Source organism: Pseudomonas sp. NPDC096925, from assembly GCF_044762545.1.
Lineage (GTDB): Bacteria > Pseudomonadota > Gammaproteobacteria > Pseudomonadales > Pseudomonadaceae > Aquipseudomonas.
This window is the reverse complement of record NZ_JBIWEM010000011.1, coordinates 58,473-80,883: the sequence shown is the minus strand read 5'-3', so window position 1 is coordinate 80,883 and position 22,411 is coordinate 58,473. Positions and strand designations below refer to the sequence as shown.

The window sequence follows — 22,411 nt, the reverse complement described above, 5'->3', positions numbered from 1 at the left end:
GTTTACCCGCGAAGAGGCCCGCAAGTCAGGCCGAAGCCGTAGCCGCGCCACCCATCCCGGCCTTACCCAAAAGCCGCTTCATGCGCCACTCAAAGCCAAAGGTCAGCGCCACCGCCGCACACGCCAACCCCAACGCCAGCCCCCACCACACTCCGACCGCACCACCGCCCAGGTTGAAGGTGAACAGCCAGGCACTCGGCGCCCCCACCAGCCAGTAGCACACCAGCCCGATCAGGAAGGTGGTCTTGGCATCCTTCAGCCCACGGATCGAGCCCATCGCAATCGTCTGCATGCCATCGAACAGCTCGAACCATGCCGCCACCATCAGCAACTGCACCGCCAGCTGGAAGATCGCCGCAAATGCCGGGTCGTCACGGTCGATGAACAGCCCCACCAGCGTATCGGGCAGCAGCCAGAACAGCGCGGCGAAGGCAAACATGATCATCGCCCCGAAGCCGATGCCCACCCGCCCGGCGCTGCGCGCTGCCAGCAGGTTGCCGGCGCCGTAGTACAGCCCCACGCGCATGGTCACCGCATACGACAACCCGGTCGGCACCATGAACGCCGTGGAGACGATCTGCAGGGCGATCTGGTGCGCCGCCAGCTCGGTACTGCCCAGCACGCCCATGCACAGCGCAGCGAAGGCGAACAGGCCGACTTCAACCATGTAGGTGCCGCCAATCGGCAGGCCCAGCCGCCACAGCTCGCGCAGGGCCGGCAACGACGGGCGCGACAGGCCCTTGCGCAGCGGGTAGGCGGCATAGGCCGGGTGCCAGCGGATATACAGCGCCAGGGCAATGGCCATGCCCATCGACACCACCGCGGTGACCAGGCCGATGCCCATCAGGCCCAGCTTGGGCAGGCCGAACATGCCTTCGATCAACGCTACGTTGAACAGGTAGTTAAGCACCGTGCCGACCAGGCTGATGACCATCACCGGGGTCGAGCGGCCCAGCGCGCTGGTGAAACCGCGCAAGGCCATGAAGGTCAGGTAGCCGGGCAGGGCCAGTGGCAGCAGGGTGAGGAATTCGGCGGCCGAAGCAACGTTCTCGGGCTTTTGCCCGAACAGCAGCAGTACCGGCTCCAGGTTCCACAGCACCAGCGCAGCGAACAGCGCCAGGCCCCAGGCCAGCCACAGGCCGCCCTGTGCCAGGCGGGTGGCACCGTCGATGTCGTTGGCGCCCTTGCGAATCGCCACCAGGGTGCCGACCGCCGCGATCACGCCCAGGCAGAAGATCGACACGAACGAGTAGCTCGCCGCGCCCAGGCCGCCGCCAGCCAGGGCTTGCGGGCTGATGCGGGCCATCATCAAGGTATCGGTCAGCACCATCAGCATGTGCGCCAACTGCGAGGCGATCAGCGGCCCGGCCAGGCGCAGCAAAGCCTTGAGTTCTGTGGTGGGCGCGACATGCATGGGGGCAGTCCTTTTCCTGGGGTGATCAACGAAGGGCGATTCTGAGGCTTTGGTCAACTTTGCACAAAAGGATAAAAGCGATCATTGGCATGAGTCTGACTCATGCATATATGCTTTCCGGTGATTCGCTCCACAGCCCCTTATGGCAGGTACCTCATGTCCCGTCAGCTCCCCCCGCTGTATGCCCTGCGCGCATTCGAAGCCGCCGCGCGGCTAAGCTCCTTCACCCGTGCCGGCGAAGAGCTGTCGATCACCCAGAGCGCGGTCAGCCGGCATATCCGCACGCTGGAGGAGCACTTTGCCTGCCGCCTGTTCGTGCGCAGCGGCCGCAGCCTGCAACTGACCGAAGCGGCGCGGGTGCTGCTGCCCGGTGTGCGCGAAGGCTTTGCCGCGCTGGAGCGGGCTTGCGATACCTTGCGCGGTGAAGATGACATCCTGCGCATGAAGGCCCCCTCGACCCTGACCATGCGCTGGTTGCTGGCGCGTCTGAGCCGCTTTCGCCATTTGCAGCCTGGCAATGAAGTGCAGCTGACCAGCGCGTGGATGGATGTCGACCATGTGGACTTCAACCAGGAACCGTTCGATTGCGCGGTATTGCTCAGCGACGGCGTGTTCCCGCCGGACTGGGAAGTGCGCAAGCTGTTCCCGGAGTTGCTGATCCCCGTGGGTGCGCCAGACCTGCTCGACGAGGAACCCTGGGACGAGCGCCGGCTGGCCTGCATCGAGTTGCTGCACCCCACGGTGGACAAGCGCGACTGGCGGGAGTGGCTGGAGCGCATGGGGCTGAGTGACAAGGTTTCGCTCAAGGGCGGGCAGGTGTTCGACACCCTGGAGCTGGGCATGATTGCCGCGGCGCGTGGCTATGGCATTTCCATGGGCGATTTGCTGATGGTGGCCGAGGATGTGGCACAGGGGCGCTTGAGCCTGCCGTGGCCGACGGCGGTGCCCAGCGGGATGGATTATTACCTGGTGTGGCCGCGCACTCGGCCAGGGGGCGAGCGGTTGCGGCGTTTGAGCGCGTTTCTGGAAGAGGAGGTGGCGGCGATGGATTTGCCGGATGTGCAGATTCTGCCGCCCCTCTGATCGCTTGTACCGGCCTCTTCGCGGGTAAACCCGCTCCCACAGGTCAAGCGTAGGCCTGTGGGAGCGGGTTTACCCGCGAAGAGGCCGCAATGCCTTACATCGAGCCCAGATTCAGAGCCTGTGCACACGCCTGCAGCGACCGGCGCTCACTCTGTGCATACAACGCCAGTTCATCCTGTACCTGCAGCCCCAGCGCCTCTTCGAACGCGTCGCGGTTGGCGTTGCTGCCGTACTCGGCCTGCGCATCGTCACCCAGGTTGGACTGGAAGATCCCCGCCGCGCTCACCGGCAGGAAGTCCTCGTACACCAGCGCCTCGAAGTGCACATGGCCAGCCTCGATCAGCCCCTCCAGTGTGGTCGGGCGGTCATCCTGGTCGCGCGCGGCCAGGCCTTTTTCGGTGGCGAAGTAGCGGAAGTAGGCCAGGCCCTGTTCACGCATCTGCGCCAGGTCATCCGGGAATTCGGCAAAGGTGTCCTTCAACAACGCCATGTAGCGTTCGGCATTGGCCTCGGCCGGGGCGCCACCCAGGGCGGCGCGGGTGGCGTCGAGCAGCTTGTCGTACAGCTGGCGACCTTTCGGCGTCAGTGCCGCGCCGCGTTGCTCGATTTCGCCGAAGCGCGCGGTATGGCTGCCTTCGCTGCCCTGCTGGTCGCTGAACGCAACCTTTTCCTGCAGGGCCTTGAAGCTGGTCTGGCGCAGCAGGATCGGGTGACGGCGGGTGGGCGGACCTTCGACCACGGCCTTCGGCGGGATGCCTTTGGCCGGCATGCCGAGCTGGATTGCATCGATGTCCAGGGTGCGCGGGGTCAGGTGGTTGATGTGCGGGCCCTTGAAGGCCACCACATCGGCGATCAGGCGGTGCTGGTCATGCAACTGCTGGTACTGCTCGGCAGTGACGGTAGCGTCATGGTGCCAGCGGAAGGTGTGCAGCGCTTCCTGCACGAACGCCTCGGCATCGACGGCGTTCAGGCCGCCATCGCGCTCGCACTGGGCGATCAGTTCGAGGGCGCGGGCGGTGAAGATCTGGCGCTTGGCCAGGATGCTTTCGGCCAACTGGCGCAGCTGCGGGTTGTCGATCAGTTCCAGGCGCAGCAGCGAGGTGAATACGCGGAACGGGCTGACGTGCAGCGACTGCTCGTGCACCGCGCGGAAGGCGGTGGAATGCACCGGCACGCCGGCGGAGCTGAGGTCGTAGTAGCCGACCGGCTGCATGCCCATGACCGCGAACAGCCGGGCGATGGTGGCCAGCTCTGCGGCGGTGCCGACGCGGATGGCACCATGGCGCTCCTGGTCCAGCCGCTCGATTTCGCCGGTCCAGCGCAGGGCCTCGGCAACCTCGGGTTGCTGGGCCATGACTTGCTGGTTGATTTCGCTCACCAGCTCCAGCAGCGTGCCGTACAGGGGCACTTCCTGTTTGTACATGAGCGACATGGCGGCAGAGAACTGCGCGCGGATGCTGTCGGGGCTGACGAAATCGTTGGCGGGCATCGCTAGCTTCCTGGTTGGGTTCGGACGCTTACATGAAAGCTGGGAATGCACTTGGCTCACAAGCGAAAAAAAGTGAGTGTGTCATTCCTTTTTTGATCGACCTCAAGGGCCCTTTCGCGGGTACCTCACAGGGCTCAGGCCTTGCGCGATAGCTGTGGGAGCGGGTTCACCCGCGAAGAGGCCATCAAGCCTGAAGCTGCTCGCGAATCCACTCCACCAATGCCCTTACCTTGGGCACCTCCGCCGCATGCTCGGCATACGCCAGGTAATGCGCCCCGGCACTGCGCATCGCATGGTTCCAAGGTACCACCAAACTCCCCTCGGCCAACTCCTTCGCCGCCAGGTAGCGCGGCACCAACGCCACCCCGCACCCGGCCTGCGCCGCGCTCAAGGCCATATAGAACGTATCGAAGCGCGGCCCGTGGTAGGCGCTGACGCTCTGCAAGCCCAATTCCAGGAACCACTCGTGCCAGGCCTCGGGCCGCGAGGTGCTCTGTAGCAGCACCAGTTCGGCCAGCTCCCCGGCATCGTTCAGTTCACGCCCGGCCAGCAGCTCCGGTGCACATACCGGCACCACCTCTTCACGGAACAGTTCCACGCAGGTGGCCCCCGGCCAGGTGCCCTGGCCATAGAAGAACACCACGTCCGCCGAGCCCTGCAGCAGGGCGAACGGCTCCATCTCGTTGCGGATGTCCAGGTGGATGTTGCCGTGGCGCTTGCCAAAGCCCTTGAGGTGCGGGATCAACCAGCGCACGCCAAAACTCGGTTGAGTGGCTACCTTCAGTATCTCGGTCTGCTCGCCGTAGGTGAGCACGTAGCGGCTGGACATGTCGACCTGGGTGAGGATCTTGTTGACCTCGGCCAGGTACAGGCTGCCCGCCGGCGTCAGCTGCAGGCGGCGGCGGATACGCAGGAACAGGTGGTGGCGCAACATGTCTTCAAGCTGCGCCACCTGCTTGCTGACCGCACTCTGGGTCAGGTGCAGCTCTTCGGCGGCTCGGGTAAAGCTCAAATGGCGGGCTGCAGCTTCAAAGCACTGCAGGGCGGTCATGGAGGGCACCAGGCGTTTGGACATAGCGGTCTCTGCGGCTCAAATCATTACCTGACGGAATGATATGCGGAATAAAGGTCGTTTGTTGTACCTATGTGATCGGATTAATACTGATCCACATCATTTTTCCACCCCATCACCCGATGTAGGAGAAGCACAAATGGTTGCTGGATTGCTCGAGCGCCTTGGCGTTGCCGCCGAGGCTTACACCCAGGGCGACTACCCTGTTCACACGCCGATCGACGGCAGCCAGATCGCCTCGGTGAAACTGCTCGGCAAGGCCGAGACCATCGCCCGCATCGATCAGGCCCAGAGCGCCTTCGAAGCCTGGCGCAGCGTGCCGGCCCCGCGCCGTGGCGAGCTGGTGCGCCTGTTCGGCGAAGTGCTGCGTGAGCACAAGGCCGACCTCGGCGAGCTGGTATCGATCGAAGCCGGCAAGATCACCCAGGAAGGCCTGGGCGAAGTGCAGGAAATGATCGACATCTGCGACTTCGCCGTTGGCCTGTCGCGCCAGCTGTACGGCCTGACCATCGCTTCCGAGCGCCCTGGCCACCACATGCGTGAAACCTGGCACCCGCTGGGCGTGGTCGGCGTGATCAGCGCCTTCAACTTCCCGGTCGCCGTCTGGGCCTGGAACACCGCCCTGGCCCTGGTCGCCGGTAACTCCGTGGTGTGGAAGCCGTCCGAGAAGACCCCGCTGACCGCCCTGGCCTGCCAGGCGCTGTTCGAAAAAGCCCTGAAAGCCTTCGGCGATGCCCCGGCTGGCCTGGCACAACTGGTGATCGGCGGCCGTGAAGCTGGCGAAGCGATGGTCGACGACCCGCGCGTGCCACTGGTCAGCGCCACCGGTAGCACCCGCATGGGGCGCGAAGTCGGCCCACGTGTGGCTGCCCGCTTCGGTCGCAGCATCCTCGAGCTGGGCGGCAACAACGCCATGATCCTGGCCCCGAGCGCCGACCTCGACCTGGCCGTGCGCGGCATCCTGTTCTCTGCAGTCGGCACCGCCGGCCAGCGTTGCACCACCCTGCGCCGCCTGATCGTGCACCGCTCGATCAAGGACGAAGTGGTTGCCCGCGTCAAAGCCGCCTACGGCAAGGTGCGCATCGGCGACCCACGCAAGGACAACCTGGTGGGCCCACTGATCGACAAGCAGTCGTTCGACGCCATGCAGGGCGCGCTGGCCAAGGCCCGCGACGAAGGTGGCCAGGTGTTTGGTGGCGAGCGTCAGCTGGCCGACCAGTACCCGAACGCCTACTACGTGTCGCCTGCCATTGCCGAAATGCCGGCGCAGAGCGACGTGGTGCGCCACGAAACCTTCGCCCCGATCCTGTACGTGCTGGCCTACGACGACTTCGAAGAGGCCCTGCGCCTGAACAACGAAGTGCCACAAGGCCTGTCGTCGTGCATCTTCACCACCGACATCCGTGAAGCCGAACGCTTCCAGAGCGCCTCGGGCAGCGACTGCGGCATCGCCAACGTCAACATCGGTACCAGCGGCGCCGAGATCGGCGGTGCGTTCGGTGGCGAGAAGGAGACTGGCGGTGGCCGTGAGTCCGGTTCGGATGCCTGGAAAGGCTACATGCGTCGCCAGACCAACACCGTGAACTACTCGCGCGAGCTGCCGCTGGCGCAGGGTATCGTGTTCGACTGATCGGCTGATGCTGCATGGCCGGGGGCCTGGCCCCCGGTTCGCGGGTAAACCCGCTCCCACAGGTACAACACAGTTTTCGAAACCTGTGATGCACCTGTGGGAGCGGGTTTACCCGCGAATGGGTCGCACAACGGCCCCAAACAAGAACAAATTGCTGGAGCCGGGCCATGTCCGAACTGCGTCAAGAATGCTTGTGGGAATTCGTCAGCAAACCGACCGTCGCCGCCCAGGCCCTGGCCGGTGAGCACAAGGCCGATGTCTGCGTGATCGGTGGCGGCATTACCGGCCTGTCGGCGGCCATCCACCTGCTCGAACAGGGCAAGTCGGTGATCCTGCTGGAGGCCTGGAAGATCGGGCACGGTGGCTCCGGGCGCAACGTCGGCCTGGTCAACGCCGGCACCTGGATCCGCCCCGACGATGTCGAGGCCACTCTCGGCCAGCAGCAGGGCAGCCGCCTGAACAAGGTCCTCGGTGAAGCGCCGGCTGAAGTGTTCGCCATGATCGAACGCCTTGGCATCGATTGCCAGGCCCAGCACAAAGGCACGCTGCACATGGCGCACAACGCCACCGGTATCGCCGACCTCGAGGCTCGCCACGAACAATGGCGTCGCCGTGGTGCCGACGTGGAGCTGTTGACCGGCGCCCAGTGCCAGGAATACTGCGGCACCGACAAGATTTCCGCCGCGCTGCTCGACCGCCGCGCCGGCACCATCAACCCCATGGGCTACACCCAAGGCCTGGCCGCAGCGGTGGCGCGCCTGGGCGGCAAGCTGTTCCAGCAGTCTTCGGTCGAAGGCCTGGAGCGTGACGGCGATGCCTGGCGGGTGAAGACCGCACGCGGTTCGGTGCGCGCCGAGAAGGTGGTGATTTCCACCGGCGCCTACACCGAAGGCGACTGGAGCAACCTGCAGAAGCAGTTCTTCCGTGGCTATTACTACCAGGTGGCGTCCAAGCCGTTGCAGGGCGCTGCAGCCGACAAGGTGCTGCCCCATGGCCAAGGCTCGTGGGACACCCGCACCGTGCTCAGCAGCATCCGTCGCGACGACCAGGGCCGCCTGCTGCTCGGCAGCCTGGGCCGGGTCGACAACAAGCCGGCGTGGTTCGTGCGCAGCTGGGCCGACCGGATCCAGAGCCACTACTACCCCGAGTTGGGCAAGGTCGAGTGGGAAATGCACTGGACCGGCTGCATCGACTTCACCCCCGACCACCTGATGCGGCTGTTCGAGCCGGCGCCGGGGCTGGTGGCGGTGACCGGGTACAACGGGCGGGGTAATACCACCGGGACCGTGATTGGCCGGGCGTTTGCCGAGTTCTTGCTGAAGGGGGAGGCGAGCAGCCTGCCGATTCCGTTCTCGCCAATGAAGGGCGTGAGTGCGCCCTCGCTGCGGACGGCGTTCTATGAGTCCGGGTTCTCGCTGTACCACGCGGGGCAATGTTTGAGAGTTGTGTTGTAAGTACTGGCCTCTTCGCGGGTAAACCCGCTCCTACAGGTACTGCGCAGCGTTCTGAGTGTGCGCGGTCTCTGTGGGAGCGGGTTTACCCGCGAAGGGGCCAGCACAGGCTTACTTGTGCAACCAGCTGAGGAAGCCGCCTTTCTTGATCGAAACCGGTTTTTGCAGCAACAACGACTCCCGGTTCTGACGCCGGAACCGCTGCAACTTGCTCAATGCCGTCTGCACATCGCCGCGTTGCACCAGGCAGCTCTTCACCTGTTCCTTGTCGATCCGATACAGCACGCAACCGGTCAGCGTGCGGAACTCGGCCAGCGAGTCCTCCTCGTCGACGATCCCCTCGATCCCCAGCACCTCGCCTGGCCCCATGCGCCCGGCCTCGACCAGTTTGTCGCCATCGCGGATCGACGCCGAAACCACCCCGCTGCCAATCACCAGCAAATGATCGGAATGCTCGCCCACGCCCAGAATCACCTGGTCCGCCAGGTATTCCACGGTCGTCATGCGCTGGCTCAGCGCATCGCGCTCTTCACTGCTCAGCGAGCGGAACACCCGCACCTCGTCCAGCACCTCGCGCTGGCGGCTGCGGGGAGGCATGGCCAGGTCGGCGTTCCACATCACCCCGCTGGCCTCCAGGTGCCGGTGGGCCAGGTCGAACAACTGGTTGCGCGCGTCGCCTTTGGCGCCCGCATCGGCCACGTAACCGCTGGCTTCGTACTCCACGGACTCCAGCGTCGAGGCTTTCACCGTCACCTTTGGTTTTGGTGTTGCAAGAATGGCACTCACGCCTTGCAAGGCCTTTTCCAGCGCATCGAACACCCGCTTGGGCCGCACCTTGGCCGGCACCACCACGCTGATCGACACCCCGTGCACATCGGCCGGGCGGCTGTGGTTGAGCAGCCGGGCCTTGGCCGCCACCGAGTTGGGGATTACCGCCAGGCTGCCGGTGCTGGTGAGCAGGCGGGTGGCGCGCCAGTCGATTTCCAGCACCTTGCCGTCGGTGCCGTCGATGGAGATCGAGTCGCCAATCTGATACGGCCGCGTGGTGTTCAGGATGATGCCACTGAATACGTCGGCCAGTGTGCTCTGCAGCGCCAGGCCGATGACGATGGCCATTACCCCCGACGTGGCCAGCAGGCCCTTCACCGGCAATTGCAATACATAGCCTGCGGCAGCGACCACGGCAGCCAGGAAGATCAGCGCGCCCAGCACATCCTGCAGCAAACGCCCTCCGTGGCTGCCACGGGCACCCAGCAACAGGCCGAACACCACCGTCACCGTGCGCGCACCGAACAGCCACCAGCCTATCGCCAGTACCGTGGCAATCAGGTTGCGCGAGACATCATCGGGCCAGGGTGGCGGTTGCAGCGGGCTCATGCCGGCGGCCACCAGCACCGAGCTGAACAGCAGGAACAGCACCAGCCGCGCGCCTATGCGCCAGGCCCGCTGCTGTAGAGGTATCAGTTGCCAGAGCACAAGGTCGAGCAGGATCAGGGCAGTGCCGAGCAGCAACGGGTATGACTGGATGAACGCCAGCATGGTGGTCTCGGGTAAGGGGAGGGCTGTGGGTAGTAATAGAGCAGGTTGGCCGGGCAGGCAATGGGGCCTGTGCCGGCCTCTTCGCGGCTAAAGCCGCTCCCACAGGTACTGCGCACGATTCAAATCCAGCGCAATCCCTGTGGGAGCGGCTTTAGCCGCGAAAGGGCCGGTACAGCCCACACAAAACCATCGTTCATAAAACAGAACGCTAGAGCCAAAAACTGCTATCTACCGCCAAAAAGGTCATGGTTTTAATCTTCTCCCATCAACGCGAAACACCCCACTTACTGAAAAAATCAAAACCCTTGGGAGCAACGACCATGACCAACTTCAAATACAACCGCCTGAACAAAGACGACGCCGCTGTCCTGCTGGTCGACCACCAGGCTGGCCTGCTGTCCCTGGTCCGTGACATCGAGCCGGACGCGTTCAAGAACAACGTGCTGGCCCTGGCCGACCTGGCCAAGTTCTTCAACCTGCCGACCATCCTCACCACCAGCTTCGAGCAAGGCCCCAACGGCCCGCTGGTACCAGAGCTGAAAGCCCTGTTCCCGGACGCCCCGTACATCGCCCGCCCAGGCCAGATCAACGCCTGGGACAACGAAGACTTCGTCAAGGCGGTGAAGGCCACCGGCAAGAAGCAACTGATCATCGCCGGCGTGGTGACTGAAGTGTGCGTAGCCTTCCCGGCGCTGTCGGCCCTGGAGGAAGAGTTCGAAGTGTTCGTGGTCACTGATGCCTCCGGCACCTTCAACGCGATGACCCGCGACGCCGCCCACGACCGCATGAGCCAGGCCGGCGCACAACTGATGACCTGGTTCGGCGTGGCCTGTGAGCTGCACCGCGACTGGCGCAACGACATCGAAGGGCTGGCCGCGCTGTGCTCCAACCACATCCCGGACTACCGCAACCTGATCACCAGCTACAACGCTTTCAACGCCAACAAGTAAGCCTGATGCGCGGGCACCGCAAACCGGTGCCCGCCAAGGCAGCACACCTGTCCAATCCTGCGCCCGTCCGCCGTTGCACAGTGGATGCGGGCAAGCTCATCCCAAGGAACGCCGATGAACACCGCACCCCAAGACAACCGCAACGTGGTGACCCTGGTCATCCAGCACAAGGTTCGCGCCGCGTCGCTGGCGGCCTACGAAGCATGGCTCAAGCGCACGGTCAGCACCGCGCGCCGCCAGCCGGGGCACCTGGACGTCAACGTCATCCGCCCTGACGACGGCGGGCTGCATTTCACCACCGTGGTGCGCTTCGCCGATGCCAGCCTGCTGCAGGCCTGGGTCAACTCGGCCGAGCGCCAGACACTGGTAAGCGAAGTACTGCCGCTGCTCGAGGGTGGTGACCACACCCAGGTGCACGACGACCCGGAATTCTGGTTCACCCCGCCGAGCACCAACGCAGCGCAACCGCCGCGCTGGAAGCAGGCGCTGCTGACCTATCTGGTGATCTGCCCGATGACCATGATCATTCCACACCTGCTGGCGCCGCTGTTTGCACGCTTCCCGCAGTTGGGGGGCGCGATCACCAGCAACCTGATCGTCAACCTGTTCGTCATCCTGCCCGTGGTGTTCTACATCATGCCTTGGGTAACCCGCCGCTGCGCCAACTGGCTGCGCGGCTGAGCCAGGCCTTTACCTCGACATTTTCAAGGAGATACCGACATGAGCACGTTCGTTACCCGCGATGGCACTTCGATCTACTTCAAGGACTGGGGCAGCGGCAAGCCTGTGCTGTTCAGCCACGGCTGGCCACTGGATGCCGACATGTGGGATTCGCAGATGGAATACCTGGCCAGCCGCGGCTACCGCGCCATCGCCTTCGACCGCCGTGGTTTCGGCCGTTCGAGCCAGCCGTGGAGCGGCTACGACTACGACACCTTCGCCGATGACATCGCCCAGCTGATCGAACACCTCGACCTGCGCGACGTGACCTTGGTGGGCTTCTCGATGGGTGGCGGTGACGTCAGCCGCTACATCGCCCGCCACGGCAGCGAGCGGGTGGCCGGGCTGGTGCTGCTGGGCGCGGTAACGCCGGTGTTCGGCAAGCGTGACGACAACCCTGAAGGTGTCGACCTGTCGGTGTTCGAGGGTATCCGCGCCGGCCTGCGTGCCGACCGCGCGCAGTTCATCGCCGATTTTGCGGCGCCGTTCTATGGCATCAACCATGGGCAGCAGGTGTCCCAGGGGGTGCAGACCCAGACCCTGAACATCGCGCTGATGGCGTCGATCAAGGGCACTTTGGATTGCGTGACCGCCTTCTCCGAAACCGACTTCCGTCCGGACATGGCCAAGGTCGATGTGCCGACTCTGGTGATCCACGGTGATGACGACCAGATCGTGCCGTTGGAGAGCACCGGCAAGCGGGCGGCGGAGCTGATTCGCGGGGCTGAGCTGAAGGTGTATGCGGGGGCGCCGCACGGGTTTGCGGTGACTCATGCACAGCAGCTGAATGAGGACTTGCTGGCATTCCTCCAGAAGTAATGGTGGGAGGCATTCGCGGGTAAACCCGCTCCCACAGGGGATACCACAGTCATACAGGCCTGTGGTGTCCCTGTGGGAGCGGGTTCACCCGCGAAGAGGCCAGCCCAGGCAGCACAAATGCCGAACGGGGCTAACCTTCAACCACCCACCGCACATCCATCCAAGCCTTGCCCCTACACCAACCGGCATGCTCTGCAGTTGCGCCTGCCGCCGCCGCACCCAGAGACGGAGAACCCATGTCCCAGGACCGCAACGACAAGACCCGTCGCCAGTTCCTCGCCACCAGCACCGTGCTCGGTGCCGCCGGCGCGCTCTGGTCCGCATTGCCTTTTACCGGTTCCGCTTACGCATCCACCCAAGGAGGTTCCATGACCGCCGATCTGATCCTGTTCAACGGCAAACTGCACACCGTTGATCGTGAAAAGCCCACCGCGACCGCCGTCGCCATCAAGGATGGCCGTTTCATCGCCGTGGGCAACGACGCCGAGGCCATGGCCCACAAGGGCGCCACCACGCAGATCATCGACCTCAAGCAGCGCACGGTCATCCCTGGCCTGAACGACTCGCACCTGCACCTGATCCGGGGTGGCCTGAACTACAACCTGGAGCTGCGCTGGGAGGGCGTGCCTTCGGTGGCCGATGCCCTGCGCATGCTCAAGGACCAGGCTGCACGTACGCCCACCCCGCAGTGGGTGCGCGTGGTCGGTGGCTGGAACGAGTTCCAGTTCGCCGAAAAACGCATGCCGACCCTGGAAGAAATCAACCAGGCCGCGCCGGACACCCCGGTATTCCTGCTGCACCTGTATGACCGTGCATTGCTCAACCGCGCCGCACTCAAGGCTGTCGGCTACACCAAGGACACTCCCAACCCGCCGGGCGGCGAGATCCAGCGCGACAAGTTCGGCAACCCGACCGGCATGCTCATCGCCCGCCCCAACGCGATGATCCTCTACGCCACCCTGGCCAAAGGGCCGAAACTGCCGCTGGAATACCAGGTCAACTCCACCCGCCAGTTCATGCGCGAGCTCAACCGCCTGGGCCTGACCAGTGCCATCGATGCCGGCGGCGGCTACCAGAACTACCCGGACGACTATCAGGTGATCCAGGAGCTGGCCGACAACAACCAGCTGACCGTGCGCATTGCCTACAACCTGTTCACCCAGAAGCCCAAGGAAGAGCTGGACGACTTCCGCAAGTGGACCTCCAGCGTGAAGCTGCACAGTGGTACCGACTTCCTGCGCCACAACGGCGCCGGCGAAATGCTGGTGTTCTCTGCCGCCGACTTCGAGGACTTCCTCGAACCGCGTCCGGACCTGCCGCAGACCATGGAGCAAGAGCTGGAGCCGGTGGTGCGTCATCTGGTCGAGCAGCGCTGGCCGTTCCGCCTGCACGCCACCTACAACGAATCGATCACGCGCATGCTCGACGTGTTCGAGAAGGTCAACCGCGACATCCCGTTCAATGGCCTGCCGTGGTTCTTCGACCACGCCGAAACCATCACCCCGCAGAACATCGAGCGCGTGCGTGCGCTTGGCGGCGGTATCGCCATCCAGGACCGCATGGCCTTCCAGGGTGAGTACTTCGTCGACCGCTACGGCGCCAAGGCGGCCGAGCAGACCCCGCCGATCAAGCGCATGCTGGAGATGGGCGTGCCGGTCGGCGCCGGTACCGACGCCACCCGCGTGTCCAGCTACAACCCGTGGACCTCGCTGTACTGGTTGGTCAGCGGCAAGACCGTCGGTGGCATGGAGCTGTACCCGGAAGGTCTCAGCCGTGACACTGCGCTGCAACTGTTCACCCAGGGCAGCGCCTGGTTCTCCAGCGAGCAGGGCAAGAAGGGCCAGATCAAGGTGGGCCAGCTGGCCGACCTGGCGGCGCTGTCGCTGGACTTCTTCAGTGTCGATGAAGAGGCGATCAAAGGTATCGAGTCGGTACTTACCGTGGTCGATGGCAAGGTAGTGTATGGCGCGGCGGAATTCGACAAGCTCGGCCCGCCCCAGGTGCCGGTGCTGCCGGAGTGGTCGCCGGTGACCAAGGTGCCGGGCCACTGGCGCGTGGGCACGCCGTCGCTGGCAGCCGCCGTGCACCAGTGCAGCGGGCCATGCGGGGTACATGCGCACAGCCATGAAAAGGCACGGCATTCGAGCGTGCCGGTGAATGACTACCAGGGCTTCTGGGGTGCGCTGGGTTGCTCGTGCTTCGCGTTCTAAGCTGAGCTGATGAAAAGGGGGCCAGTTATTGGCCCCCTTTTTTGTTCCTTCTGTGCTGGCCTCTTCGCGGGCTCGCCCGCTCCCACAGGTACACCACAGCCCTCAGGCTCTGTGCGATCCCTGTGGGAGCGGGCGAGCCCGCGAAGAGGCCGGAAAAACCAACATCAATGGTGAGCCTTGTGCTCCCCACCCGCCAGCAGATGCCGGATCTTCACCTCAACCCCATCGGTCTGCAGCATCCGCACCCGCGCCTCGATCTTCAGTTCACCCCGGGTTACCCGGTGGTGATGCCGCAAATGCTCCAGCCACGACTCCTCGAAGAAAAACTCCAGCCACACCGCCGGGTCCGCACTGTCGCGCATCAACCCCCACGACAACGCGCCATTGCGCTTGCGCATCGCCTCCAGCTCTCGCGCTGCCTGCTGGAACGCCTCGGCCTTGGCCGGGTCAACGTGGTACTCCACGGTGACCATCACCGGCCCGCTTTCCTTGTCCATGTCGTCGCTCAGCAGCGGCACCGGCCAATGCAGTGACGGCGTCAGCTCCTCGGCTGCGGTTTCCGGCAGCGTCACCTTGCAGGTCAGCAGCGTGCCCAGCGCCAGGCCACCTGCAGCCAGCAGCAGGCTCGAGGTGATCGTTGCATGGCTGGCCAGCGTGCCCCACAGCAACCCGCCGCAGGCCATGGCACCAAAGAAGATCAGGATGTACACCGACAACGCCCGCGCCCGCACCCAGGCCGGCACCGAGGTCTGCGCCGCCACCTGCAGGTTGGACAGCACGGCAATCCACGCCGCGCCGCTGAGCAGCATTGCCGGCAGTAGCACGTAGAAGTTGCGCACCAGCGCCAGGGCCAGCAGGAACAGGGCATACAGCAGGCTGGCAAGCAGCACCAGGCGGTCGCGGCTGATGCGTTCGCGCAGGCGTGGCAGCAAGGTGGCGCCGGCCACCGCACCGATGCCGATGGCCGCCAGCAGCACGCCGAAATCGGCAGCGGTGCCGTGCATCTCGCCACGCACGATCAACGGCAGCAGCGAGGTGCCGGCGCTGGCACAGAAAAAGAACGCCAAGGCGCGCAACATCACCGCCTGCAAGGGTTTGGCACTGCGCGCGAAACGCAGCCCGGTGCGCATGGCGCCGACGAAACGCTCGGCTGGCAGCAGCGGCTCCTTCACCTCGCGCTTCCACAGGAACAGCACCAGGATCACCCCGGCGAACGAGATGGCATTCAGAGCGAAGGTCAGCCATGGGCCAACCATGCTCACCACCACGCCCGCCAGGGCCGGGCCAATGGCGCGCGACACGTTGATACCGACACTGGAAAGCGCCACCGCATTGGCCAGGTCGTCCTTGCCCACCAGTTCCGGTGTCAGCGCGCTCCAGGCCGGCATCATCAGTGCCGTGCCGATGCCCAGCGCCAGGGTCAGCACCAGCAGCAGGGTGACGTTCATCAGCCCGAGCAGGGTCAGGGCCGCCAGCGCCACTGCCACCGCGGACATCCACAGTTGCACCAGCAACAGGTAGCGGCGCTTGTCGACGATATCCGCAGCCGCACCGGCCGGCAGGGCAAGGAAGAACATCGGTAGCGAGCCGGCTACCTGGATCAGGGCCACATGCAACGGGCTGGCCGACAGCGTGGTCATCAGCCAGCCGGCGCCCACCTCGTGCATCCATGTGCCGATGTTGGAGGCGATGGTGGCAATCCACAGCATGCGGAAGGTGGTGTTGCGCAATGGGCTCCAGGCGCCTGAAGGGGACGTGCTCATGTCAGAAGCTGCCTTTGAGGGGGTATTCGATGATCAGGTAGATCCGGTCGATATCATCGCCGGCCTGGGCCTGGTTGGCGCGGTGGCTGACGTGGGAAAACGCCAGGCTCAGGTCCTTGGCGGTGCCCGACTGCACCACGTATTTCAGGTCGATGTCGCGCTCCCAGTGCTTGCCGCCGTCGCCGTACTGGCCCACATAGGCGCCGCCCGCCGGGGCATGGCTGCCGTCGATGCCACGGCCGCTGACGTAGCGGCCCATCAGGCTCAGGCCGGGGGCGCCGAGGGTGGCGAAGTTGAGGTCGTAGCGCAGTTGCCACGAGCGCTCGCCGGGGCCGTTGAAGTCGGCGTACTTGATCGAGTTGGCCAGGTAGATGGAGTCGCCGCCGACGAAGTCGAACGGGGTGTCGCCCTCGACCTTCTGGTAGGCCAGGCTCAGCGCCTGGGCGCCGAAGCTGTACCTGGCCAGCAGGCTGTAGGCGAGGGTATCGATTGCCCCGGCACTGGCATTGCCGGTGTCGCGCGTCTTGTACAGGTTGCCGTCCAGGCGCCAGTTGCCCTCGGCCAGGTTCAGGTTGAGGTAGGCCTGGCGCCAGGTATCCTCCAGCTGGCCAGCGTACAGCGCGCCACCGAATGGCCCGTCGGGAGCGAACGCGGCACCGGCCAGGCTGATGGCACGCTTGTCGGTGGTGGCGCCGTAGCCGCTGAAATCATCATGGCTGGAGCTGTTGTCCTGGTTGTTGAAGGCAGTGAAGCGCCCGGCCTGCAGGCGCCAGTCGGGCAGGTCGGTGTTGTCCAGGAACCAGCCGGTGGCGTACTCCGGGTGCAGGCGTTTGTCGCTGGTGTCGAACACCGGGGTTTCCACGGTCATTTCGCCGTAGCGTAGTTGGGTGTTGCCCAGGCGCAGCTTGAGTGCGGCGCCGGCGCTTGAGTAGTCGGACTCGGAGCGGCCATCGCTGTCGCGCGGCAGCAGACCAGTGCCGGCATGGCCGCGGCCGCCGTCGAGCTTGAGGCCGAGAAAACCGTGGGCATCGATACCGGCACCGAGCGTGCCCTCGGTGAAGCCGGAGCGGATCTCGCCAATGAAACCCTGGGCCCATTCCTGGCGGTAGTTCTGGCCGCTACCGGACGGTGAGCGGAAGTCGCTGTGCAGGAAATAATTGCGGCTGAGCAGTGACCAGCCGGGTTCGTCAGCCTGGCTGAGCGCCGGGTACAGGGCGAGGGTGGCGAGCAGGGCGCGGCCTGGTCCGTGGGTGGCGCGGATCATGGGGGCTCCAGGGGGGATGATCCGGGATTGTGGATGAAGGATAGGCAAGGGGGCTTGTATGTGTGTGCTCTGGCTGGTTTGCCTGTTCCGGCCTCTTCGCGGGTACTGCACAAGCCTTGGAGCTAGTGGTGACCCTGTGGGAGCGGGTTTACCCGCGAAGAGGCCGGCACAGGCGGCAACCGGCTCAAGCCATGTCGCTGATCGCAAACTCCTCGGCCAGATGATCGATCAGCGCCCGCACCGACGGCAGCAAGCCCCGCCGCGACGGGAAGATTGCGTGCACGATGCCGCAACGCGGGTGCCAGTCCGGCAACAACTCCACCAGCCGTCCTGCCGCCAGGTCCTCACGCACCGCCACCCGCGGCAGGTGCGCAATACCCACCCCCGCCACCACGAAATGGCGCAGGGCAAACAGGTCGTCCGTCACCATGCGCGGTGTATGCGGGATGACGATGCTGCGGCTGCTGTCCTCACCCTGGAACAGCTCCCACTGGTATTCGCGCTGGGCACTGCCCCAATGCACGCTGGGCAGCGTGCCCAGCAGCTGCGGGTCGAAGCCCTCGGGCAACTGCTCCAGGTATTGCGGCTGGCCGACCAGGCACTGGGTACTGTTGCTCAGTACCTTCATCACCATGTCGGTGTTCTCCAGCGGCGGAAAGCGCACCCGCAGGGCGATGTCGAAACCCTCGTGCAGCAGGTCGACGCGGCGGTTGGTGCTCTCGATGAACAGCTCCACCTGCGGGTACTTGAGCATGTAGCGGGTCAGCATCGGCCCGACCCAGGAATTGAGCAGGGTAGTCGGGCAACTGATACGCACCAGGCCGCGCGGCTCGCTGCGGTTGCGCTCGATGATCTCTGCCGCACCCTCGGCTTCCACGCGCATGGCCAGGCAGCGGTTGTAGTAGGCCTGGCCGATCTCGGTGAGCGAGCAGTGACGACTGGTGCGATGCAGCAGACGCACGCCCAGGCGGTCTTCGAGGTCGGCGATGCGCCGGCTGAGCTTCGATTTGGGCATGTCCAGCGCCCGGCCAGCCGGGGCGAAGCCACCGTGCTCGACTACCTGGGTGAAGTAGTAGAGGGAGTTGAGGTCTTCCAATGATCGGTCTCCAGGTACTTGGTTGCCTGTGCCGGCCCTTTCGCGGCTAAAGCCGCTCCCACAGGTACTGCACAGGGCTCAAGCCCGGCGCCATCCCTGTGGGAGCGGCTTTAGCCGCGAAGAGGCCGGCACAGCCCCTGCAAATCTATCGTTCATAAATCAGAACGCTAAAGCCAAATTCTGCTATCTACCGCCACAAAGGTGATGATTTTAATCTGTGCCCATCAACGCGAAACACCCCCGAATGCTGAAAAATTCATAACCCTCACGAGCACAGACCATGAGCAAATTCACCTACAACCGCCTGAACAAAGACGATGCCGCTGTCCTGCTGGTCGACCACCAGGCTGGCCTGCTGTCCCTGGTCCGTGACATCGAGCCGGACAAGTTCAAGAACAACGTGCTGGCCCTGGCCGACCTGGCCAAGTTCTTCAACCTGCCGACCATCCTCACCACCAGCTTCGAGCAAGGCCCCAACGGCCCGCTGGTACCAGAGCTGAAAGCCCTGTTCCCGGACGCCCCGTACATCGCCCGCCCAGGCCAGATCAACGCCTGGGACAACGAAGACTTCGTCAAGGCGGTGAAGGCCACTGGCAAGAAGCAGCTGATCATTGCCGGTGTAGTGACTGAGGTCTGTGTAGCGTTCCCGGCACTGTCGGCCCTGGAAGAAGAGTTCGAAGTGTTCGTGGTGACCGATGCTTCCGGCACCTTCAACGAAATGACCCGCGATGCTGCCCATGACCGCATGAGCCGCGCTGGCGCGCAAATGATGACCTGGTTCGGCGTGGCCTGTGAGTTGCACCGCGACTGGCGCAACGACATCGAAGGGCTGGCGGCGCTGTGCTCCAACCACATTCCGGATTATCGCAACCTGATTACCAGCTACAACGCGCTGACTGCGGGTAAGTAACAGCCCGTTAGTTGAATGCAAAAAGGCCGGCTTCCTCTGCAGGAAACCGGCCTTTTTGTTGCACTTTGTTCCAGCCGTTGACCTGTATGGAGGGCGTTGTTAGCGTTTCACCCGAGTGCGAAGCCAGTTGTCATTCAGCGGCAGTAACTGGATCAGGAACCCCACCGATGGCTGAATCATCAGTGTAGGGTGAGACCTCCACACCCCGGCTTGAGGGTGTGTATATGAATATCAAGCATCAGATGGGGCCACTGGAAACAGTGGCCCTTTTCCGTGACTGGTACTGACATTCCCTTCAACACACCCCCTGTGGGAGCGGGTTCACCCGCGAAGAGGCCAGCAAAGACAACATCAATTCATGGGCTGCGACTCAATCCCATCCAGCAATGCCTCAACCAATCCTTCTGCCATTTCGAGCGCATTCAGGTTGCTCCAGAACAGGCTCTTGCCGGTTTCATCCAGGTGTTCCAGGGCTTTGTAGCCACAGTCGTAGGCGCCGCGCAGGTACTGGGCGACATGCACCAGGGCGTCGTGGGCAGAGACGCCCGGGTTTACTGTGAACAAAGGTGGATGGCCGGCATCGCAGCGGCTGAAAGCGCGCTCTTTGGTGTCGGGAAGAGGTGGATTGGGGACAATCTTTTTCATTGCAGTAAGCTCTCTAGGTTGTACTGCAACCATCCGTTTCCACGCGAAGGGTGGCAGTTGTACGCGGGGTGGAAAACCGGTGAGAGGCAACCCGGTAGGCCATACGGCCTCCCGCGCACAACTGCCATTGACGACAGAACCTCAAACCGAGACGGGTTTCCACACCCGATCACTGAACCGACAGCGACCCGGCAAGCCTAGAGAGCAGGCTTTCCCCGAACAATCAGACGGGCGTCGACACGGTGCGTAGGATAATTCGTCAGATGGTGTGGCTGAGTAGGAAATGGCTCGCAACGAAGTAGGATGCTGCTGATATTTTTGTGCACTGGGTCCGCTGCGCGGCCCTTCGCGGGCACGCCCGCTCCCACAGGAACAGCGCAAGCCTGGCAAGCGGTGCAGTACGTGTGGGAGCGGGCGTGCCCGCGAAGGGCCGCGCAGCGGACCCAGACAATCTCAAGCCAAAAATACAAAAGAGGGCCTGAGCCCTCTTCCTGAATCGATGCGCCAACCCTCAATCCGCATCCGAATCAAACAACCGCTCCAACTCCGCCCGGGCCTCCTTGGCCGTCTGCATCACCTTGGCCCGGTCATCACGCACCTGCCCCTGGGCGACCAGCACTTCTTCGTCATGCTGGGTAAACCGCGCAATACGGTCCGCCGCCTGCGCGTCGCTCAACCCCAACCCCACCAATGCACGGCGGGTCATCTCCAGGCTGGAGTAGAACGTCTCGCGAATCGGCTCGGCGCCGACATCCGCCAACTTGTGCACATGCTGGCGGTTACGTGCGCGGGCCAGCACTTTCAGGTGTGGGTACAGGCGTTTCACCCGTTCCGCGGTGTGAATGGCAGCTTCCGGGTCATCGATGGTGATGATGAAGTATTCCGCCTCGCCCACCTTGGCCGCATGCAGCACTTCCGGGCGCAGCGGGTCGCCGTAGAACACGGGGACCTGTTCGAACATACGGGTCATCTCGATGGTGTCCACCGAGGTTTCCAGGGCAATGAACGGAATCTTCTGTGCCCGCAGGATGCGTGCGACGATCTGGCCCATGCGGCCCATGCCGACGATCACCACCCGAGGCGTGTCAGTCTGGATCTGCTTGTAATGCTCCGGCACTTCACGCACCGGTTGCGGGCGCTTGAGGGCGTGGGCGCAGCCCATCATCAGCAGCGGGGTAATGGCCATCGACAGGGTGATGGTCATCAGCAGCAGGTCGTAGGTCTGGGTGTCGAACAGGCCCTGGTCCTTGCCCAGCTTGAACACCACGAAGGCGAATTCGCCACCGGCAGCCAGCACCATGCCCAGGCGCAGTGCGCTGGCACTGTTCAAGCCACCGGCCAGGCGCCCGACGCCGATCAGCAGTACCAGCTTCACGGCCACCAGCAGCAGGGTCAGGCCCAGCAGCACCAAAGGCATTTCCAGCAGCAGGCGCAGGTTGGCGCCCATGCCGACGCTGATGAAGAACAGCCCCAGCAGCAGGCCCTTGAACGGTTCGATCTGCGATTCCAGCTCGTGGCGGTATTCCGAGTCGGCCAGCAGCAGGCCGGCAAGGAAAGCACCCAGGGCCATGGAAATGCCGGCTTCCTCCATCAGCCAGGCGGTGCCAATCACCACCAGCAGCGCGGTGGCAGTGGACACTTCCGGCAAACCGGTGCGGGCCACGGTGCGGAACACCGGGCGCAGCAGATAGCGGCCACCGACGATGACCACGGCGATGCTGGCGAACACCTTCAGGCCGTGTTGCAGGCTGTCGCCGTGGCTGGTGTCCGGGCCGCTGGCGGCCAGTAGCGGAACCAGGGCGATCAGCGGGATTGCGGCGATGTCCTGGAACAACAGGATGGCGAACGCCAGACGGCCATGGGGCGCGTTGAGCTGCTTGCTTTCGGCCAGGCTCTGCAGGCCGAGGGCGGTGGACGACAGCGCCAGGCCGAGGCCGAGCACGACGGCCGCCGGCAACGACTGGCCGAAGCCGAACAGGGCGATGGCACCGATCACCGCGCCGGTCAGCAAAACCTGGGCGGTGCCGACGCCGAACACGGACTTGCGCATCAGCCACAAGCGCTTGGGCGACAGCTCCAGGCCAATGATGAACAGCAGCAGGACCACGCCCAGCTCGGAAATGTGCGCCACGCTTTCGGTGTCGCGGATCAGGCCCAGCGCCTGCGGGCCGATGATCACACCGGCAAGCAGGTAGCCGAGCACGGCCCCCAGTTGCAGGCGCTTGGCCAGGGGGACGGCGAGGACAGCGGCAAGCAGGAAGATCACCGCGGTTTGCAGAAGGCTGCCTTCGTGTGGCATGGGCTCGTACTCCATGAGCTGCCGGGGCAGCGTCAGATCAGTTTGGCGGACAATTCT

General features: G+C 64.3%; 17 protein-coding genes. 8 read left to right on the top strand and 9 right to left on the bottom strand.

Annotated features, from left to right (window positions below; genetic code table 11):
• Nucleotides 1–25 precede the first annotated feature (25 nt).
• Nucleotides 26–1,414 (bottom strand): NorM family multidrug efflux MATE transporter, encoded by a 1,389-nt coding sequence (locus ACIQYU_RS24495; RefSeq protein WP_063912214.1) that lies wholly within the window; start codon nt 1,412–1,414, stop codon nt 26–28.
• Nucleotides 1,415–1,570: 156 nt separating this feature from the next.
• Between ACIQYU_RS24495 and ACIQYU_RS24490 the strand changes: the two genes are divergently transcribed.
• The gene (locus ACIQYU_RS24490) at nt 1,571–2,497 is read left to right on the top strand and encodes a LysR substrate-binding domain-containing protein (protein ID WP_063912213.1); all 927 of its coding nucleotides are present in this window, start codon (nt 1,571–1,573) and stop codon (nt 2,495–2,497) included.
• A gap of 94 nt (nt 2,498–2,591) precedes the next feature.
• On the opposite strand, the gene ACIQYU_RS24485 is transcribed toward ACIQYU_RS24490, so the two are convergent.
• Nucleotides 2,592–3,986 carry a VOC family protein gene (locus tag ACIQYU_RS24485; protein ID WP_207837552.1) on the bottom strand — a complete coding sequence of 465 codons (1,395 nt, stop codon included), beginning with the start codon at nt 3,984–3,986 and terminating at the stop codon, nt 2,592–2,594.
• A gap of 184 nt (nt 3,987–4,170) precedes the next feature.
• Entirely contained in the window at nt 4,171–5,061 is an 891-nt protein-coding gene (locus ACIQYU_RS24480; protein ID WP_063912211.1) for a LysR family transcriptional regulator, read from the bottom strand.
• A gap of 136 nt (nt 5,062–5,197) precedes the next feature.
• On the opposite strand from ACIQYU_RS24480, the gene ACIQYU_RS24475 reads away from it, so the two are divergent.
• Together ACIQYU_RS24475 and ACIQYU_RS24470 are read left to right on the top strand one after the other, a co-directional pair.
• A complete protein-coding gene (locus ACIQYU_RS24475) occupies nt 5,198–6,688 on the top strand; it encodes an aldehyde dehydrogenase family protein (protein WP_003253547.1) in 1,491 nt (496 codons plus the stop codon).
• A 167-nt stretch (nt 6,689–6,855) separates the two neighbouring features.
• On the top strand, nt 6,856–8,142 hold the full coding sequence (locus ACIQYU_RS24470) for an FAD-binding oxidoreductase (protein ID WP_207837551.1): 1,287 nt from the start codon (nt 6,856–6,858) through the stop codon (nt 8,140–8,142).
• Nucleotides 8,143–8,250: 108 nt separating this feature from the next.
• On the opposite strand, the gene ACIQYU_RS24465 is transcribed toward ACIQYU_RS24470, so the two are convergent.
• Entirely contained in the window at nt 8,251–9,678 is a 1,428-nt protein-coding gene (locus tag ACIQYU_RS24465) for a mechanosensitive ion channel family protein (RefSeq protein ID WP_207837549.1), read from the bottom strand.
• 320 nt (nt 9,679–9,998) lie between these two features.
• On the opposite strand from ACIQYU_RS24465, the gene ycaC (ACIQYU_RS24460) reads away from it, so the two are divergent.
• From ycaC (ACIQYU_RS24460) to ACIQYU_RS24445, 4 genes are all read left to right on the top strand, one after another.
• Nucleotides 9,999–10,628 (top strand): isochorismate family cysteine hydrolase YcaC, encoded by a 630-nt coding sequence (ycaC, locus tag ACIQYU_RS24460; protein ID WP_085691498.1) that lies wholly within the window; start codon nt 9,999–10,001, stop codon nt 10,626–10,628.
• A gap of 114 nt (nt 10,629–10,742) precedes the next feature.
• Entirely contained in the window at nt 10,743–11,309 is a 567-nt protein-coding gene (locus tag ACIQYU_RS24455; RefSeq protein WP_082888279.1) for an antibiotic biosynthesis monooxygenase, read from the top strand.
• A gap of 39 nt (nt 11,310–11,348) precedes the next feature.
• Nucleotides 11,349–12,167 carry an alpha/beta fold hydrolase gene (locus ACIQYU_RS24450; RefSeq protein ID WP_063912206.1) on the top strand — a complete coding sequence of 273 codons (819 nt, stop codon included), beginning with the start codon at nt 11,349–11,351 and terminating at the stop codon, nt 12,165–12,167.
• A gap of 368 nt (nt 12,168–12,535) precedes the next feature.
• Nucleotides 12,536–14,377 (top strand): amidohydrolase, encoded by a 1,842-nt coding sequence (locus ACIQYU_RS24445; RefSeq protein ID WP_170931059.1) that lies wholly within the window; start codon nt 12,536–12,538, stop codon nt 14,375–14,377.
• A 164-nt stretch (nt 14,378–14,541) separates the two neighbouring features.
• Here the strand turns inward: ACIQYU_RS24445 and ACIQYU_RS24440 are convergent, their stop codons facing one another.
• The 3 genes from ACIQYU_RS24440 to ACIQYU_RS24430 all read right to left on the bottom strand — a co-directional run bounded on the left by ACIQYU_RS24440 (nt 14,542) and on the right by ACIQYU_RS24430 (nt 18,500).
• Complete coding sequence (locus tag ACIQYU_RS24440; RefSeq protein ID WP_207837545.1) at nt 14,542–16,140, bottom strand: MFS transporter; 1,599 nt, start codon at nt 16,138–16,140, stop codon at nt 14,542–14,544.
• 1 nt (nt 16,141) lies between these two features.
• The gene (locus ACIQYU_RS24435; protein ID WP_402802530.1) at nt 16,142–17,404 is read right to left on the bottom strand and encodes an OprD family porin; all 1,263 of its coding nucleotides are present in this window, start codon (nt 17,402–17,404) and stop codon (nt 16,142–16,144) included.
• A 184-nt stretch (nt 17,405–17,588) separates the two neighbouring features.
• Nucleotides 17,589–18,500 carry a LysR substrate-binding domain-containing protein gene (locus ACIQYU_RS24430; protein WP_233687596.1) on the bottom strand — a complete coding sequence of 304 codons (912 nt, stop codon included), beginning with the start codon at nt 18,498–18,500 and terminating at the stop codon, nt 17,589–17,591.
• A gap of 280 nt (nt 18,501–18,780) precedes the next feature.
• Here ACIQYU_RS24430 and ycaC (ACIQYU_RS24425) point away from each other — a divergent pair, with 280 nt between their 5' ends.
• A complete protein-coding gene (gene ycaC / locus ACIQYU_RS24425; protein WP_013974760.1) occupies nt 18,781–19,410 on the top strand; it encodes an isochorismate family cysteine hydrolase YcaC in 630 nt (209 codons plus the stop codon).
• A gap of 351 nt (nt 19,411–19,761) precedes the next feature.
• Here the strand turns inward: ycaC (ACIQYU_RS24425) and ACIQYU_RS24420 are convergent, their stop codons facing one another.
• Both ACIQYU_RS24420 and ACIQYU_RS24415 read right to left on the bottom strand, forming a co-directional pair.
• Complete coding sequence (locus ACIQYU_RS24420; protein WP_015272306.1) at nt 19,762–20,055, bottom strand: hypothetical protein; 294 nt, start codon at nt 20,053–20,055, stop codon at nt 19,762–19,764.
• Between the two features lie 511 nt (nt 20,056–20,566).
• Nucleotides 20,567–22,354, bottom strand: a complete 1,788-nt coding sequence (locus ACIQYU_RS24415) for a monovalent cation:proton antiporter-2 (CPA2) family protein (RefSeq protein WP_402802525.1) — start codon at nt 22,352–22,354, stop codon at nt 20,567–20,569.
• Nucleotides 22,355–22,411: the final 57 nt, after the last annotated feature.

Coding starts and splice junctions, on each gene's coding strand:
- ACIQYU_RS24495 (WP_063912214.1), bottom strand. CDS start 1,414: ATGCATGTCGCGCCCACCACAGAACTCAAGGCTTTGCTGCGCCTGGCC.
- ACIQYU_RS24490 (WP_063912213.1), top strand. CDS start 1,571: ATGTCCCGTCAGCTCCCCCCGCTGTATGCCCTGCGCGCATTCGAAGCC.
- ACIQYU_RS24485 (WP_207837552.1), bottom strand. CDS start 3,986: ATGCCCGCCAACGATTTCGTCAGCCCCGACAGCATCCGCGCGCAGTTC.
- ACIQYU_RS24480 (WP_063912211.1), bottom strand. CDS start 5,061: ATGTCCAAACGCCTGGTGCCCTCCATGACCGCCCTGCAGTGCTTTGAA.
- ACIQYU_RS24475 (WP_003253547.1), top strand. CDS start 5,198: ATGGTTGCTGGATTGCTCGAGCGCCTTGGCGTTGCCGCCGAGGCTTAC.
- ACIQYU_RS24470 (WP_207837551.1), top strand. CDS start 6,856: ATGTCCGAACTGCGTCAAGAATGCTTGTGGGAATTCGTCAGCAAACCG.
- ACIQYU_RS24465 (WP_207837549.1), bottom strand. CDS start 9,678: ATGCTGGCGTTCATCCAGTCATACCCGTTGCTGCTCGGCACTGCCCTG.
- ycaC (WP_085691498.1), top strand. CDS start 9,999: ATGACCAACTTCAAATACAACCGCCTGAACAAAGACGACGCCGCTGTC.
- ACIQYU_RS24455 (WP_082888279.1), top strand. CDS start 10,743: ATGAACACCGCACCCCAAGACAACCGCAACGTGGTGACCCTGGTCATC.
- ACIQYU_RS24450 (WP_063912206.1), top strand. CDS start 11,349: ATGAGCACGTTCGTTACCCGCGATGGCACTTCGATCTACTTCAAGGAC.
- ACIQYU_RS24445 (WP_170931059.1), top strand. CDS start 12,536: ATGACCGCCGATCTGATCCTGTTCAACGGCAAACTGCACACCGTTGAT.
- ACIQYU_RS24440 (WP_207837545.1), bottom strand. CDS start 16,140: ATGAGCACGTCCCCTTCAGGCGCCTGGAGCCCATTGCGCAACACCACC.
- ACIQYU_RS24435 (WP_402802530.1), bottom strand. CDS start 17,404: ATGATCCGCGCCACCCACGGACCAGGCCGCGCCCTGCTCGCCACCCTC.
- ycaC (WP_013974760.1), top strand. CDS start 18,781: ATGAGCAAATTCACCTACAACCGCCTGAACAAAGACGATGCCGCTGTC.
- ACIQYU_RS24420 (WP_015272306.1), bottom strand. CDS start 20,055: ATGAAAAAGATTGTCCCCAATCCACCTCTTCCCGACACCAAAGAGCGC.
- ACIQYU_RS24415 (WP_402802525.1), bottom strand. CDS start 22,354: ATGCCACACGAAGGCAGCCTTCTGCAAACCGCGGTGATCTTCCTGCTT.